The 15,644-nt window shown below is 49.0% G+C and carries 15 protein-coding genes (1 of these 15 only partly in view); 5 read left to right on the forward strand and 10 right to left on the reverse strand.

Features of this window, described 5'->3' with window-relative positions:
* The 3 genes from AB432_RS02140 to AB432_RS02150 form a co-directional block, all read left to right on the forward strand.
* A protein-coding gene (locus AB432_RS02140; protein ID WP_053079666.1) for a sensor histidine kinase crosses the window boundary here: on the forward strand, positions 1–437 show its 3' end. It extends 859 nt beyond the left edge of the window; only the last 437 of its 1,296 coding nucleotides appear in the window; the start codon falls outside the window, past its left edge; it ends in the stop codon at positions 435–437.
* 138 nt (positions 438–575) lie between these two features.
* Complete coding sequence (locus AB432_RS02145; RefSeq protein WP_007728959.1) at positions 576–863, forward strand: HesB/YadR/YfhF family protein; 288 nt, start codon at positions 576–578, stop codon at positions 861–863.
* A gap of 143 nt (positions 864–1,006) precedes the next feature.
* A complete protein-coding gene (locus tag AB432_RS02150; RefSeq protein ID WP_048036101.1) occupies positions 1,007–1,915 on the forward strand; it encodes a hypothetical protein in 909 nt (302 codons plus the stop codon).
* A 75-nt stretch (positions 1,916–1,990) separates the two neighbouring features.
* On the opposite strand, the gene menC is transcribed toward AB432_RS02150, so the two are convergent.
* The 4 genes from menC to AB432_RS02170 form a co-directional block, all read right to left on the reverse strand.
* Positions 1,991–3,139 (reverse strand): o-succinylbenzoate synthase, encoded by a 1,149-nt coding sequence (gene menC, locus AB432_RS02155; RefSeq protein WP_048036102.1) that lies wholly within the window; start codon positions 3,137–3,139, stop codon positions 1,991–1,993.
* Positions 3,140–3,159: 20 nt separating this feature from the next.
* Positions 3,160–4,299, reverse strand: a complete 1,140-nt coding sequence (locus tag AB432_RS02160) for a M20 peptidase aminoacylase family protein (protein ID WP_048036103.1) — start codon at positions 4,297–4,299, stop codon at positions 3,160–3,162.
* 96 nt (positions 4,300–4,395) lie between these two features.
* Positions 4,396–5,805, reverse strand: coding sequence for a YfcC family protein (locus AB432_RS02165; RefSeq protein WP_048036104.1), 1,410 nt, complete (start codon positions 5,803–5,805; stop codon positions 4,396–4,398).
* 179 nt (positions 5,806–5,984) lie between these two features.
* Positions 5,985–8,009 carry a sigma-54 interaction domain-containing protein gene (locus AB432_RS02170; protein WP_048036105.1) on the reverse strand — a complete coding sequence of 675 codons (2,025 nt, stop codon included), beginning with the start codon at positions 8,007–8,009 and terminating at the stop codon, positions 5,985–5,987.
* A gap of 179 nt (positions 8,010–8,188) precedes the next feature.
* Between AB432_RS02170 and AB432_RS02175 the strand changes: the two genes are divergently transcribed.
* Together AB432_RS02175 and AB432_RS02180 are read left to right on the forward strand one after the other, a co-directional pair.
* Positions 8,189–8,860 (forward strand): LytTR family DNA-binding domain-containing protein, encoded by a 672-nt coding sequence (locus AB432_RS02175; protein WP_048036106.1) that lies wholly within the window; start codon positions 8,189–8,191, stop codon positions 8,858–8,860.
* A 141-nt stretch (positions 8,861–9,001) separates the two neighbouring features.
* Complete coding sequence (locus AB432_RS02180) at positions 9,002–10,513, forward strand: succinyl-CoA:acetate CoA-transferase ScpC (RefSeq protein WP_048036107.1); 1,512 nt, start codon at positions 9,002–9,004, stop codon at positions 10,511–10,513.
* 59 nt (positions 10,514–10,572) lie between these two features.
* On the opposite strand, the gene AB432_RS02185 is transcribed toward AB432_RS02180, so the two are convergent.
* The 6 genes from AB432_RS02185 to AB432_RS02210 all read right to left on the reverse strand — a co-directional run bounded on the left by AB432_RS02185 (position 10,573) and on the right by AB432_RS02210 (position 15,596).
* Positions 10,573–11,604 carry a cytochrome d ubiquinol oxidase subunit II gene (locus tag AB432_RS02185; protein WP_048036108.1) on the reverse strand — a complete coding sequence of 344 codons (1,032 nt, stop codon included), beginning with the start codon at positions 11,602–11,604 and terminating at the stop codon, positions 10,573–10,575.
* Positions 11,601–12,935 carry a cytochrome ubiquinol oxidase subunit I gene (locus tag AB432_RS02190; protein ID WP_048036248.1) on the reverse strand — a complete coding sequence of 445 codons (1,335 nt, stop codon included), beginning with the start codon at positions 12,933–12,935 and terminating at the stop codon, positions 11,601–11,603. The genes AB432_RS02185 and AB432_RS02190 overlap by 4 nt, the downstream gene beginning before the upstream one ends.
* Positions 12,936–13,098: 163 nt before the next feature.
* Entirely contained in the window at positions 13,099–13,872 is a 774-nt protein-coding gene (locus AB432_RS02195) for a pirin family protein (protein WP_048036109.1), read from the reverse strand.
* Positions 13,873–13,926: 54 nt separating this feature from the next.
* Positions 13,927–14,313: a DoxX family protein gene (locus AB432_RS02200; protein ID WP_048036110.1), complete on the reverse strand. Its 387-nt coding sequence runs from the start codon at positions 14,311–14,313 to the stop codon at positions 13,927–13,929.
* Between the two features lie 75 nt (positions 14,314–14,388).
* Complete coding sequence (locus tag AB432_RS02205) at positions 14,389–15,015, reverse strand: FMN-dependent NADH-azoreductase (RefSeq protein ID WP_048036111.1); 627 nt, start codon at positions 15,013–15,015, stop codon at positions 14,389–14,391.
* 134 nt (positions 15,016–15,149) lie between these two features.
* Positions 15,150–15,596, reverse strand: a complete 447-nt coding sequence (locus tag AB432_RS02210) for a MarR family winged helix-turn-helix transcriptional regulator (protein ID WP_017247165.1) — start codon at positions 15,594–15,596, stop codon at positions 15,150–15,152.
* Between the last annotated feature and the right edge of the window lie 48 nt (positions 15,597–15,644).

Consider the following 15,644-nt stretch of genomic DNA (forward strand, 5'->3'; position numbering starts at 1 on the left):
AAGTCGCGATGAAATGCACCCAGGTGTTTGCACAACTTGCCATCGCACGGGAAATTCGTCTCGAAACAGACATCGAGCAACCCATTGAGATGGTGGGAGACCAAGAACGTCTGCATCAGCTCATGGTCATCTTGCTGGACAATGCCTTGAAGTACACGAACGAAGACGGCCGGATTTATGTCTCTTGCAAAAAGGAAGGCGGCCGCGTTTCGATTCTCGTAAAAGACAGTGGGATCGGGATTTCCAAAGAGGATATTCCGTATTTGTTTGATCGCTTCTTTCGGGTGGATAAAATGCGCTCTCGAGCGACAGAAGGAACAGGCTTGGGGCTTTCCATTGCCAAATGGATCGTGGATGCGCACCACGGAAAGATTCAGGTTAGCAGTGAGGTAGGTATCGGAACGAGTTTTTTGGTTACACTTCCAATAAAGCCTTAATCAGATGAAAAGAACCGTTTTCCCAGCGTAGGGAATCGGTTTTTTTTCAAATAGTGGAGCAATTCCATTTAATATACTTTTATGTTTCAAATATCTCTAAATTGAGGTAAACTATTAGCAGAGAGGAGTGGCGTACTAATGAACATGACGATCACTAAAGCAGCGGTAGCATGGTTTCGGGAAGAATGGGGATGCAAAGAAGGAGACAGCATTCGTTTTTTTGTCCGGTATGGAGGCGTTAGTACGGTTCAGGATTCATTTTCGATGGGGATTGCCAAAGAGTTGCCGAATGAAATCGGCATTTCTACAGTAGAGGATGGCATCACATTTTATATGGAAAAAGATGAGTTGTGGTATATGAATGGAAGAGGGTTGATTGTCGATTATCGGCCAGAGACAGACGAAGTAGAATTTAAACTGGATTAAGCAAGGAAAAGGATAGCGAGTAGATGAAGGGCTCCGGATATACGGGGCCTTTTTTATATGAGCGAAAAACCAAGATACGATACTTTACAAACAAAAATGTATAGTATATGATGGGTACATAAATGGAAAAAGGAGGAAGTTACATGCGTTTACTTGATTCTTACTTGGAGCTTGGCATTACGGGAATGGCACGTGCAGCTGGAGCAGGATGGTTCGACGGTCATTATGGGGCAGCCTTATTGGCAGGGTACTTCATGGATCGTGAGCACGATCTCCCAGAACATGTAAAAGAGGGCATTGAGCGGACATGCGAGTCCTTCCGCAAGCAAAAACCTGAATGGTTTGTTCCACTAGATCAAGACGAGCAAGCTGACCCCTCCTTGTTACAGCACGTCATCGATGGCCTCCAGCAAAATGTGAAGCAACTGCGGACCTCAGGTCATGGACTAGCACTAGGTGTGTTGGCATTAAAAGCACTGCGCGAGCGCCCTGATATGATCACTCCGACTGTGGTGAACGGCCTGGTCAAGATTCTCAAAGCGACGACAGAAGACAGGTTAGACCGTTATTGGGGCATTGAGAATTACCATGGCATGACGATTGATGATGTCAAAGACGAAGTTGCGCCTTACCATACAACTGCAGAGATGGCAGAGCGGGCGTTTGACGAGCTACATTTGGTTATACCACCGCGTGATATTAACGGGGTACGCTATCATTTGGCGAGCGAGGTCGTCCATAACATCACACATGCTCATGCGTTAACAGATCTGGAACGATTCGGTTATGAGGATATTGTGAAGCCTGGAATCGTAAACCATCGTCTTCAAATCTATTTGAATCGCCATGTTCCTCCGTTTACTTTGGAGGATGAGGTGAAGGAGCCTGCGTTTGAACAAATTTTTTCACCGCTATACTGGGAAAGACTGTACAGCGATCCTCATGCATTGAAGCTTCCGTATGCTGCGTTGGATCTGCTAAAGCGGTTTCCGCCAGAGAAGAGAGCTCATGCCGAGCGAAATTTGTGCAAGCTTTTGACGATTACGGATTAATACAATCACCTAAATAAAAAGAACAGGGAGGCCAATAGGCTCTCTCTGTTCTTTCTCACTTCGATTGAGTGTTGTCTACCAGGTTGGAATGACAGTGGTAGTAGACTCTTGATTTGCATAGTAGCTTTTATGCTCGATTAGGGCATTGCGAATGGCAGACTCATTGATGTCGAAACCGATTCCTGGAGTTGTCGGTACAGCCAGCATACCAGGTGCTGCAAAATCGATGAGAGGTGTCACGATATCTTCCGCGAAGTAGCGATGGGACGGGGATGTGTCGCCAGCAATCGTGAAGTTGCTAAGCGAAGCCATCGCGATGTTGTGCGCACGTCCAATCCCTGCCTCCAGCATTCCTCCGCACCATACTGGTACGCCGCGTGTCGCACACAGGTCATGAATCTTCTTGGCGTCGGTGAGACCGCCTACGCGACCGATCTTGATGTTGATAATCCGGCAACTGCCGAGCTCGAGTGCTTTGCGGGCATCTTCCACCGTATGAATACTTTCGTCGAGGCAGATCGGTGTTTTTAGTTCCCTTTGCAAGGTCGCATGGTCAATGATGTCGTCATGAGCCAATGGCTGTTCAATCATGATCAAACCGAAGCCATCCAAAGCCTTCAGCATCTCCATGTCTGCCAGCGTATATGCCGAGTTTGCGTCCGCCATCAGAGGAACGTCTGGTCCAAATGTGTTGCGGATCGCACGCATTGGCTCGACATCAAAGCCCGGTTTGATTTTCACTTTGATCTTTTTGTAGCCGTCACGAATGAAGCCTTCTACGCGTTGCAGCAGTTTTTCGATGGTCGGCTCGATTCCGATACTTACCCCGACGTCAATCGTCGTACGAGTTCCGCCCAATGCTTGGGAGAGGGAGAGGCCGTTCATTTTGGCGTACAAATCCCAGATGGCACCTTCCAAAGCGGCTTTGGCCATGTGGTTGCGGCGCATCCAGGAGAAGAGGCGGGAAACGTCATCAGGATGCTCGATCTCCCTTGAAAACAGCTGCGGGATTAAATACTTTTCGAGCATATACCAGACCGTATCGACATCTTCCTCATTGTAAACAGGGACGTCCATTGCGACGCTTTCGCCGAACCCGACATAGGCACCGCTGTTTGCACGCACCAGAATGCATTCCTTGTGGGTTTCGACTCCCATGCTCGTCTCAAAAGGGGAATTCAACGGAATTTTAATTCGTTGCAGGTCCACGCGTTCGATTTTCATGTTCATCTCTCCTCAACCGTTCATATGGATTGTCGCTCAAACGTTTTCAGTACCGTTCTTGCCAAAATCTCGATGCCGTCTAACAGTGCTTCTTTTTCAAAAGTCATCTGCGGATGATGAAGTCCTGGTGTCAGGCCGCAGCCTAAACCAAGCATGGTCGCCCGAAGCTGTGGACGTTCTTTTGTGTAATAGTGGAAGTCCTCCGCGCCCGGTGTCTGAATCGGTGGTTCGAGCTTCTCTGCTCCCAAGGTTTGGGTAATGGCATCCGCCATGATCATTCTCGCTTCTTCGTTCACTTCCGCCGCATAGACGCGTTCGGTGATTTCGTAAGACAGTTCAACTTCATAGAGACGGGAAACGTGTTGCAAAATGTGCTCGACACGGGCAAATAGGGCGTGAATGACTTCATTCGTCTGTGCCCGTAGGTCCAAGTGGAACTGCGCCGAGCCCGGAATGATATTGCTGCTTTTGCTGCCGGCGGAAAGCTGCGTCATTTTGACGGAATAAGGGACGAGCGGATCGAGATGAATGCCTTTTAACTGCTCGACAATTGCAGTGGCTACCTCGATAGCGTTGACTCCGAGATGAGGCCGTGCACCGTGAGCATCGGCACCCTTGATTTGCCCGGATATCGTTCCAGCCGCCCCGTGCAAGATGGCAGAAGCAGCTGTGCCGCGCGGGATTTCCTGTATGGGACGAAGATGGACACCGTACAGAAAATCAATATCGTCCACAACTTTCTTGTTCACCATCGCAAGTGCGCCATTTCCGCTTTCTTCTGCTGGTTGGAAAATGAGCTTCAGGCGCCCAGGGAGCTGGACGTCCAATGCTTGCAATACCATCAGGACGCCTAATGCCATGGTCATATGCGCATCGTGTCCGCAGGAATGGTTCGCGGTAAAGACGCCGTTCACTTCTTGCCAGAGTGCGTCCATGTCAGCTCGTACGCCTACAGTGAATTTTCCTGGCGTCAGATCGCCCCATTCCCCGACAACTCCCGTCACGTCGTCAAAGGTAGTGACACGGCAATTGTGTTTTTTCAAGAAGTCAGCGATGAATGAGGTGGTTTGGATTTCCTCCCAGCTTATCTCTGGATGCTGGTGTAAATGCTCGTATAGAGAAAAAATGGCGGGCTGCAATTGTTTGATCGTTGTGCGCATGGTTCCTCCATCGGTTTCGTTCGTAGGTAGTCAATAAGTGAAGCGAAGGCTACGCCAATCTACTTGACGCAGCCAGTTTTGCGAAAAGCTCATTTGTTACGAAATGCCGATTGTCACTGCTACAATGAGCGCGATTGAGGCGATCACGGCCCAACCGGCTAGCAGCTTCCAAATGAATTTGACCCATTTCTCATACGGAATGCCTGCAACAGCCAGATAGCCCATCAACGCAGAAGAAGTCGGGATAATGGAGTTGGTGACCGCATCACCGTATTGGAAGGCAAGAACCGCTACCTGACGCTGGATGCCGAGCAAGTCCGCAATCGGTACCATAATTGGCATCGTTGTCGCTGCCTGTCCACTACCGGAAGAAATGAAGAGATTGAGAAAGGCTTGAATCACAAACATGGCGATGACGGTTACGGCATCTGGCAAATGACTAATCGCCGAAGTCAGACTGTTAATCATCGTATCGATAATTTTACCGTCTTCCAAGACGACCGTGATCGCACGGGCAAAACCGACGATCAGTGCGCCAAACGTAACGGCTCTCGCACCAGCGACGAAGGAATCAAACAGCGTATTGACCGATAAACCTCCGACGAGACCAGCAACCAGGCCCATGATCAGGAAGGAAGCGGTAAGCTCTGTCAGGAACCATTCGTACTTGAATACACCGTATACGTTGAAGGCGAGACCACAGACCATTACCAGGAACACGAGCTTGTGGCGTGCATTCAGATCTGGGATGTCTACTGTTTCCTGTTCTTGACTTTCGTGATTCTCTACGCCATAAAGCACACTCTTGGTCGGGTCTGCTTTCACACGATACGCATAGCGCATGACGTACCAGATGGCAAAACCGAGTACGAAGACATACACAACAGCACGGAAGGTAAGACCAGAGAAGAGCGGCAATTGCGCGAGCGACTGCGCCACCCCAACCGTAAATGGATTGATCATTCCGCCCATGAAGCCGGCTGCCGCCCCCATGGTGATCATGGCCGTACCTGTTACGGCATCAAAGCCCATTGCACGAGCCAGCGCGATACCGATCGGAACGAAGATAATGCTTTCTTCTGCCATTCCCATTGTGAAGCCACCGATGGAGAAGAGGAACATGGAAGCAGGAATGAGCAGCTTTTCCCGCCCTTCCAAGTATCGGACACCTTTATTGATCCCGGCTTCAATCGCTCCAGTCTGACGGATGATTCCGAATACACCGCTTACAATAAAGATGTAGAAAATGATTTGTGCTCCTTTTTGCATCCCTTCTGGAATCGCTTTGAACATGTCAAAGAACGAGACCGGATCACTTTCTACAGGATGGTAGCTGCCGTTGACGACGACGGTCTTGCCTGAGGCAACGTCCTTGACGCGTTCGAACTCACCAGCCGGGAGCACGTAGGAAGCTAGGGCTGCCAAAATGATGATGATAAAGAGGATGGCATAGGTATGCGGCACAGAAAAACGTTTCTTTGCAGGTTTCAATGGATGTGTAGACATGAGGTCACCTCGCTTTTTTTTGCTTATGACAAGCAAGGGTCGTGCCAAGTGTCGAAATTTCCCGAATATAAGCGTTTTCAGTGGATTTTCATAGGTAAGGTAAGGGAATAAAATGAGCTTTAGGAATGTTTATTAGGTTTTATGCAGCCTAATACATCCTATTATTCATTGGGCGGAAGTTAAATCCGCCCGTTTTTTCGCAACAATTCAATACCCGCGGGGGTGATGGAGGTTCCTTGTCGGGTTGTTCCTGAACGCACGAAACCTTGCTGCTCTAGCAGTTTTAGCTTGTGTCGCAGTGCACTCTCCGTCCAGCCTACGGACTGTAGTTCAGGGGAGTGCGCCAATTGATAACGCCCGACTGGTTTGTTGGATACGTAATAATGATGCAAGCAATACAAAATATCCAGGTCGCGGTTGTCTTCCAAATTGGGGATAGAAGCCGACTGCTGCTTTTGAAACAGGCTATCCGTTAATCGTTTAGGGAGGTCCTGAATGCCGATGACAGGATGCTCGCTTACCGTAATGGCATAGTCGACGACATTTTTCAGTTCGCGAATGTTCCCCCGCCAGTCATGGCGATAGAATAGCTCCATTACTTCTGGCGACCATGATTTGCGAATGCCTTGCTGCTCCAGATGCTCGTCGATGAGAAGGGGAATATCACTGATTCGCTCACGCAAAGCGGGGATCTGGATTGGCAGGACAGCCAAACGATAGAAAAGGTCCTCGCGAAAGCCTCCTTGGGAAACAGCGTCTTCCAAATCACGATTGGTAGCAGCGATGATGCGGCAATCCACAGAGAGAATGCCTGTACCGCCCACGCGGATGACCTGCTTTTCTTGCAGCACGCGAAGCAGCTTGACCTGAATGGCCCCAGAGATGTCCCCCACCTCATCGAGAAAAATCGTCCCACCGTCCGCTTGCTCAAACAGGCCGGGCTTTCCGCCTTTTCGTGCTCCTGTAAAGGCACCGTCTTCGTAGCCGAATAGCTCGCTCTCCAGCAGGTTTTCCGGCAAGGAGGCACAGTTGATTGCGACAAAGGGGCCGTTTTTGCGTAACGAGTGCTGATGAATGGCATGGGCGAACAGCTCTTTTCCCGTTCCGTTTTCGCCTGTCAGTAGAATCGTTTGATTGTTTTTGGCCATCTTTTTGCCGAGCTCGATGACTTGGAGCAGCGGTTGACTTTGTCCTTTGATATCGGAAAAGGAGTAGGTCGCTGTATGACCGCGCAAAGTAAGCGTAGTTCGCAAGCGTTGGATTTCGGTCACGTCTTTTAGTGTACAAACGAAGCCTAAATGCTCATGTCTGCGGCGGATGCTTTGACTGCTGACGATAAATTGTTTGTGATCGATGGTTACGAGTGCGTCCTCCTGATCTTCCTGCTCAAAAAAGGGCTGCAGCAAGCTGTGCTCCTTTAACACCGTGTACGGTTGTCCAACGATAGAGGATGCCTGTGGACAAAACAGCTCAACGGCGACGTCGTTTATAAACGTGATCAGACCTTGTTCGTTGCAAGCGATCACGGGGTCTTTGACTGCCTGAAAAGTAGATTGTAGCTGGCTGTTGAGCTTTTGTACTTCTGCGTAGGAAGTGCCGAGCATTTTCGCGAGCTCAGACATCTCTAAGATGAAGGAAGACAAGTACTCGCGCTCCCATTCACTGGGCACGCCCACCTTGCGACCGATATCAATCAAGTCATGAATGTTGATTTTGCGAAATCCGAGATCGATAACCTCCACGTGAGGAGGCAGCGGTACATCAGCGATGCTCATAATGATCGCGTACTGAAATTCGAGATCATCAAATGTACAGCCAGGGTGAAAAGGAACGTAATTGATATGATCGACGTTCGCTTCTATTAAATTTTGGATGACCTCTTGTGCCGTCACTGGCGAATTGTTCATAACAGGGACGGTCGTTCCCGGAGGGATTTGCATCAGCGCTTTCATTTTGCGTAACTCGAAAAAACGGTTTAAAACCGTGATGGGTACGGAGTCAGCGACAGCTTGACGGGCAACTGTGTACAGCTCCGGGGATTTGGTTGTGATAAAGACATGATCGACTCCGCTCAAATCGGGAATATGCTCATGGCTGGCGTAACCGACGACTTTGCAATACGGCTCGAAGTAAGCTCGCAGTTCTTTTAACAAAAATTCGAGAGTGTCCGTTCCTTTTGCAATCAAGACAATGGTGTGGTCCATGCTGCACCGCCTTTGCTCAAACAATCGTGAATGTTTTGTAATCTCATGATAGCACAATGCCTGACTGTAATCGGATGGATTCGCTTGTATAGAGAGGAAAGAGAAGGATTGATTTGGGGGCAGGGAAATGTGATTTAATAGAAGATAGAAAAGCAATAACAGGAGCAGGAGGAATCAGCATGGGGGACAGATTGGTTCCAGAGGTGCTGCAAATGATTGGGGAAGTCGTACCAGACGGGGTATCGATTGCGATCTCGGACGGCTCACAATACTTGTACTATCAACCGAGTTCCAATATTGATTTGAAAATTACGCCAGGGGATCTCGTTCCCATAGGTTCGGCTACACATCAAGCACTCATGGAAATGGGAAAAGTGGGGCATCAGGTGGAGAGTCGTATTTTTGGTGTGCCGTACTACGGACTCTCGCTTCCATTAGTGCGAAATGGTCAGGTCATGGGCTGTATTACCGCCATCTATCCACCTCAAAACGTTCCGCTCACAAATCCGGAGCCGCGTCTATCGTTTTTGGTCGGAAAAGGGGAGGACGGCTGGCTACCCATTCCGTTAACGGAGATCGTCTTTATCAGCTCTCATGAAGGAAAAACGCTTCTGCATACGGCTAGTGGATCATATGCGAACAAATACAACATGGCTGAACTCGAGTACATGCTCCCGCAAGAGCGATTTGTGCGCTGTCATCGGTCGTATTTCGTCAATATGGAATCGATCGGCTTTATTCACCCTCATTTTCATTCGACGTTTTTATTGGAGATGAAGGACAAGCAAAAGACGAGAGTTCCTGTGAGTCAGTCGTATGCCAGCTCGTTTCGGCAATTGCTCGGCTTCTGAAATATCTGACAAATGAGAATGGTTCGCTGTCGTTTTTGCTTGATCGCCGCTTAAATATTCTGTTTTGTTGAAAATCGAGTGCCCGCTCAGAATCCATGTGCTAGTGTAAAGGCAATAAAGATGGCATGGGAGGTCACAATGATGTGGGAGCGCTTACGCGATAAAAGACTGGCAGATAAAATCGTGACGGCTGAGGTAGCAGCAGGATGGATTGAGGATGGCATGACAATCGGGTTAAGTGGTTTCACGCGTGCTGGTGATGCCAAGGTCGTGCCGCTCGCATTGGCTGAGCTGGCGAAAAAAGAGAACAAGCCTTTTGGCGTAAACGTATATACAGGAGCTTCACTCGGCTCCGATGTGGATGCCGTGATGGCAGAAGCGGGGATTATCAACAAGCGACTGCCTTTTCAAGCAGATCCGGTCATGCGCAAAAAAATAAACGATGGCAGCATGATGTTCGTTGATCAGCATCTGTCGCATACAGCGGAAGCAATCCGTCAGGGAGCGATAGACGCGATCGATTACGCCATTGTGGAAGCGGTTGCAATTACAGAAGAGGGCATGATTATTCCGGCTACGTCCGTGGGGAATTCCAATATTTTCGTGGAAAATGCCAAGCATGTCATCATTGAGTTGAATATGGCTCAATCGGTGGAGTTGGAAGGCGTCCATGATATTTATACTCCAGCGAAACAGGGAGAGCGTGAACCGATTCCGCTCACGTCCGTGGATCAGCGAATAGGCACAGCGGGGATTCCCGTCGATCCGGATAAAGTAAAAGGGATTGTCCTGACGAATCAGTTGGATTCTCCCTCGACAATTGTGGAACCGGACGAAGAAACGGCGCAGATTGCGGCACATCTGATCGAGTTTTTGCGTCAGGAGGTAAAAGAGGGGCGCTTGCCGAACAACCTCGCTCCATTGCAATCGGGAATCGGATCGGTAGCAAATGCGGTTTTCAACGGATTTTTGGATTCGGAATTCACAGATCTGACTGTCTTCTCGGAAGTGTTGCAGGATGCCGTGTTTGATTTGCTCGATGCAGGTAAAATTTCGTTTGCCTCAGGTTGTTCGATTACATTAACGGCTGACAAGATGAAGCATGTCACCGAAAATTTCGCCCAATACCGTGACAAGCTGCTGTTGCGTCCGCAAGAAATCACGAACCATCCGGAGTTGATTCGCCGCCTCGGTCTGATTGCGATCAATACCGCGATTGAAGCGGACATCTACGGCAACGTCAACTCGACCAATGTATCAGGTACGAGAATGATGAACGGCATCGGCGGCTCTGGTGATTTTGCTCGCAACGCACGTCTGGGCATCTTCGTAACCAAGTCGATTGCCAAAGGTGGAAATATTTCGAGTATCGTTCCGTTTGCCTCTCATGTGGATCATACTGAGCACGATGTAGATATTATCGTGACCGAGCAAGGCTTGGCTGACCTGAGAGGCTTGGCTCCGCGTCAAAGAGCCATCAAAATTATCGAGAACTGTGCGCATCCGATGTACCGCGATCAATTGATGGCGTACTATGAGGAAGCACTCACACGCGGCGGACACACTCCGCATGTACTGGAAAAGGCATTCTCCTGGCATGTGCGTTACGCGCAGGAAGGCACGATGCTGGAGAAAAAGCCAGCGCTGGTCTAGTCGATTGAATGATGAAAAAACAAACCCGCTCGGGCATGGAAGCCTTGGCGGGTTTTTCTCTATTTTTGCCGTACATACTGCTCGTCCCTCATGAACAGACGCCAGAAATAAATAAAGCCGGGTACGAGAATCGCAAAGCCGACTAAATAACAAATGAACAAAGCGTGGAACGTATCTGGATGTGTAAAGCTGGACTCAATCGTCACTTGGGGATAGACGATGTAGGGGAGGCGCGCTGCACCGTACGCATAGCTGGCGAGCAGGTATTGCGTCGTGGCGACAATGACCGCAATCCGCGGAAGATGGATGCCGAAGTATCGACGGTCTTGGGGCAACAAGAGAGCGATATAACTAATGAAAAAACAGACCGCCGATGCAATCAGCCACGGCAAATAGTCGAGCATGCGGTCATATAGCCATTTTGCCTCCAGTTGCATCGTGAGCACGGTAACCAATGCCGCAAGCAACGTAATTGGCCCCAGAAGCACCGCATCCCGGAGGTAGACGGAGAAGGCTTTCGTTTCACCTGCGACGAAGGAGTAGTCCGCGAGAAGCAGCGACGAGAGGTAGAGTGTGCTGCTGACGGCAAGACCAATAAAGGAATAGACGTGCGGGCTGGTCAAAAACAGTCCCCAATCGAGATACTCCACACCATTGATCGTTCGAGACAACCCGCCCTGAGTCACAGGAAGCACGCTGATTAACAGAGCTGGCACCAATATCCCAGTAACGCCGGAGACGATGCTGAGCATCTTGTCATACTTGTAAATTAGATGAGAAAACACCATGAACGTACTGCGAATCAGCATCAATAACACCACGAGACATCCGGGAACCAACAGCAGGCTCCCTAATGTGTAGGTCGCGCCAGGGAAAAAGGTTACGAGCGCGACAACAATTAACACGATAAAGACATTCACGACCTCCCAGGAGGGCGAGAGATAGCGATTGGCGATTTGAGTGGCTTTGGTTTTTTCCCGATTCAAATAGATCATCGACCAAAAACCTGCACCGAAGTCGAAGGAGGCCGCGACGGAATAGATAACGACGAAAATCCAGAGCAGCGTAATGGCAATAATCGTGTCGGTCATGCCGTTCCTCCGTCCACTTTCGGCTGTTCTGGCGGATCGAGCTCCAAGGGATGGCGGCCAAAATAGCTACGGAATACGAGCAGGGTGACGATCGCGAAAAATAGGTACACCGAGAGGAAAATCCAGAACAGGGTGGAGATGCCTGCTGCTTGTGTAGCGGCATCAACTGTTTTCATCACACGATAAACTACCCATGGCTGGCGTCCTGTGCAGGCAAAAATCCAGCCAAATTCGATGCCTAACAAGGCGAGCGGTCCACTCGCGACAAATACCCAGAGAACCCAACGAGGAAACTGAGAGCGCTTCAGGAGCTTCTTCCAAGCGAAGCCGATGAAACCAACGAAGATCAACAAGCTGCCGATGATGACCATCCCGTTAAATAGCGTATGGACGTAGAGTGGAGGCCACAGCTCCTGTGGAAAGTCATCCAGACCGACCACGACCTCGTCAAAGCGATTGGCTGCAAGGAAGCTGAGCGCCCATGGAATCTCGATGGCGTATTTGACTTCTTTCGTCTCGGGGTCGGTAAAGCCGCCAATCGCGAGTGGGGCGTATGCTTGTGTTTCAAACAGTCCTTCCGCAGCGGCCAGCTTTTCCGGCTGGTATTTATGCAAAAGCTGTGCGGATTCATGACCGTTCAAGGCGGTTAAAAGCGAAAAGGTGCCGCCCACGATTAAACCGGCCAAAAGAGCTTTTTGATGATACAAATAAACCCGACTGCCTTTTGCAGCCCGCAGCATTTTCCACGCTGCCACTCCAGCGACGATGAATGCCCCCGTCATATAAGCAGAGACCGTTACATGACCTGCCGTCACGATAAAGCTGGGATTGAAAAAAGCTTTCCACGGGTCCACATCGACGATCTGCCCATCGACCATCCGGAACCCAGTTGGCGTGCCTTCAAAGGCGTGGACATTCGTAATCAGAATCGCGGAGGCCGTCGCACCAAGCAAAACCATGAACAAACTCAACAAACGCATGTTACGGGATAGGCGGTGAGCTGCGTAGACGTAGATGGACATAAATAAAGCTTCCACGAAGAAAGCGAATATTTCGATCTGAAAAGGCAACGAGATCACCCTGCCGACAATCTCCATGAACCCAGGCCATAACAGAGAGAGTTGGACCCCAGCAATCGTTCCAGACGGGATCGCGACACCTAGCAAGATCGCCTGGGCTTTTGTCCAGCGTTTGGCCATAATCTCGTAGTCGCGGTCACGCGTCCGCCAAAAGAGGAGCTCCACCAGCAAGATCATGAGCGGGAGACCAACGCCCAAGGTCGCAAAAATAATGTGAAAGGCCATAGTCGTCCCGAATATGGCTCTGGTCATCACGATATCTTCCACGTTCCACTTCCTTTCTGATCGGCACCAAAAATTGTTAACGATTTCCTCGTTAATGTCCCATGAGGAGGCGGAGTTTATACGAAAAAGACCGTCACAAAAATGTGACGGTCGGGCTTGATGATAGGATAAGGGCGTTTGGAAGAGTAGATTATTTACGATAAAGTGGATAATCAACCTCAGTGGGTACTTGAATCAACACCAGGCGGAGCGGGGCATCCGTTGATGCTTGGTAGATGGCTGTGCTGCTTTCCTCGGAGGAGAGAACAACAAAGTCACCTTTGGTTGCCGGGGTGTGGTTCTCGCTGACAGTTGCTTTCTCTGCAACGCTTCCGTTCCCTTCCACTATGACGACTGCGTGAGCATAACCAGCCGGGAGTTCTTTTGCATACGATTTTCCAGCGGGAATCGTGATGTCGCGCATCAAGGAATCGGTGACCAACTGAATGGGAGCAGATGATCCGATGATGTGTTTTACTTGCACACCATCTGCATCCTCAGACGGAAACTCCTCATGATCATATTGATAGTAAGTCGGAGGTTGCTTCGTCGTTTGTGCAAGATGCGGTTCAAACCAGATTTGAAACATATCCGTATCCTTGCCAAGCTCTTCTGCATGGTACGCGCCTGAACCGGTTTGCATGATCTGCGCGCCGCCTGTCGACACCTCTTGAAGATTTCCGAGCGTGTCCCGATGTCCGACTGTCCCTGTAAGGACGTACGACAAAATTTCGAAGCCGGAGTGAGGGTGCAGCGGAATTTCAAATGTCTTCAGTGATTTTGCCCATGCCCAGTAAAATAGTGGTCCTACCCGTTTGACAACGGAGCCTTCATGAGGGAAGCCAATTGGTTTGTTCTCTACGATTTCACCGTCGCCAAAATGTCCTTTTGCTTGCTGGTTCTGTTTGTAGACGCGGATTTCCATCTGATGTTCCTCCCTTAGTACGATTGCTGACTTACGGGTGGTGAGGAGTCACCATTAAAACAAAACGTATGCGCCTGGACCGATCAACGCTACACCAATAACAACTGCGATTAACGTGAGGTTGTATTCGAATCCGTTTTGTGTGACCCAATATCCATTTTGACCGTGTACTTTCAGAATGGCAACCAGCATTGTGAAAGCAAGCAAAATAGAACTTGCCCAGATACCTACGCCTGCCGCAAACATCAGACCGCCAACGAGTTCAGCGAATCCAGCGACAAAGGCCATCGCTACGCCAGGTTTTACTCCGATGGACTCCAGCCAGCCGCCTGTTCCTTTCAAACCATAACCCCCAAACCAGCCAAACAACTTCTGCGCACCATGACCTGCAAACGTCAAACCGATGACCAAACGAATTAACAACAATCCAGTATCCAACACTTTTCATCTCTCCTTAATTGTTTTTAATTAGTATATCTTTATTTTGAGATATTTGTCCAAAAAGGCTGGCGGGCCTTAGAAGGATTCCGCCAGTTTTGCTGCTTTTTCTACACCAGCTGCAACGAGCTCAGCTGCTTTGTCTTGGAATTGGTTGTGACCTTCTACGATCACTTCAGTTACATTGCTGATGCCCCAGAAGCCGAGGATCGTGCGAACGTATTTGTTTGCCATTTCAATCTCAGCCATAGGCCCTTCGGAATAAACGCCACCGCGTGCGCTCAACAGAGCTACTTTTTTGTCGCCCATCAGACCAACTGGACCTTCAGCAGTGTACTTGAATGTTTTGCCTGCTTGGGAGAGGTAATCCATATAGGAGTGCAGAACAGCAGGAACAGTGAAGTTCCACATTGGGAAAGCAAATACGATTTTGTCTGCTTCTGTAAACTGGTTCAGGTATTTGTTAACCAAGTCAGCACGTTTTTGCTCATCAGCAGACAGCTCGATGCCGTTTCCTGCTTTCCACATAGCAGTCAGCATATCGTTACCGTAATAAGGGAGGTTTTCAGCAAACAGATCCAACTCAACGATTTCGTCATTTGGATGTGTTTCTCTGTATGCTTTCGTGAAAGCTTCGTACAGCTTTACACTTGTTGCCTGCTCAACTGGGCGATCGTTTGCTTTAATAAAAAGTACTTTACTCATGAAAATTTCATTCCCCTTCCATTTAGTAAGTCGCTAACTTTTAATGCGTAAATCTTGATTTTAAGATTATTACGTATCAGATCGTTTGTCAACACTTTTTTGAAACGATTGTAGTGGTAGGAGGGACTGCTCATCTAATAAGTAGCCTGAGCAGTGCGTCCCAACTTTTTTAGCAGTTCGATTGCTTGACGCTGTTCTTCTGGTGTGAGACCTTCCATCGCTTTCTCAATGGCGAGTTGATGAGGAGGGAAGATTTCGGACAAAAATTGATGCCCTTTTTCTGTAAGTTCCGCATAAATGACGCGGCGGTCTGCCGAACAGGGCTTGCGAATGAGCAGTTGCTTCTTTTCGAGTTTGTCCACAACGTATGTGATGTTTCCGCTGGAGATCAAGATTTTTTCGCCAATTTGCTGCAATGGTTGAGGACCTTTATGAAATAATACCTCTAGTACCCCGAATTCAGTCGGATTAAGTCCATGCTCGCGAATGTGACGATTGGAGTGAGCGGTAACCCAGTTGTATGACCTTGATAAAACTACAAAAAGATCGAGGGGATCATTTCGCAGTGGTTTGTCAGACATATGGACCCTCCTATACATCGAAATTTCGATATCTCTAATTTAAGATAA

The organism is Brevibacillus brevis (assembly GCF_001039275.2).
GTDB lineage: Bacteria > Bacillota > Bacilli > Brevibacillales > Brevibacillaceae > Brevibacillus > Brevibacillus brevis_C.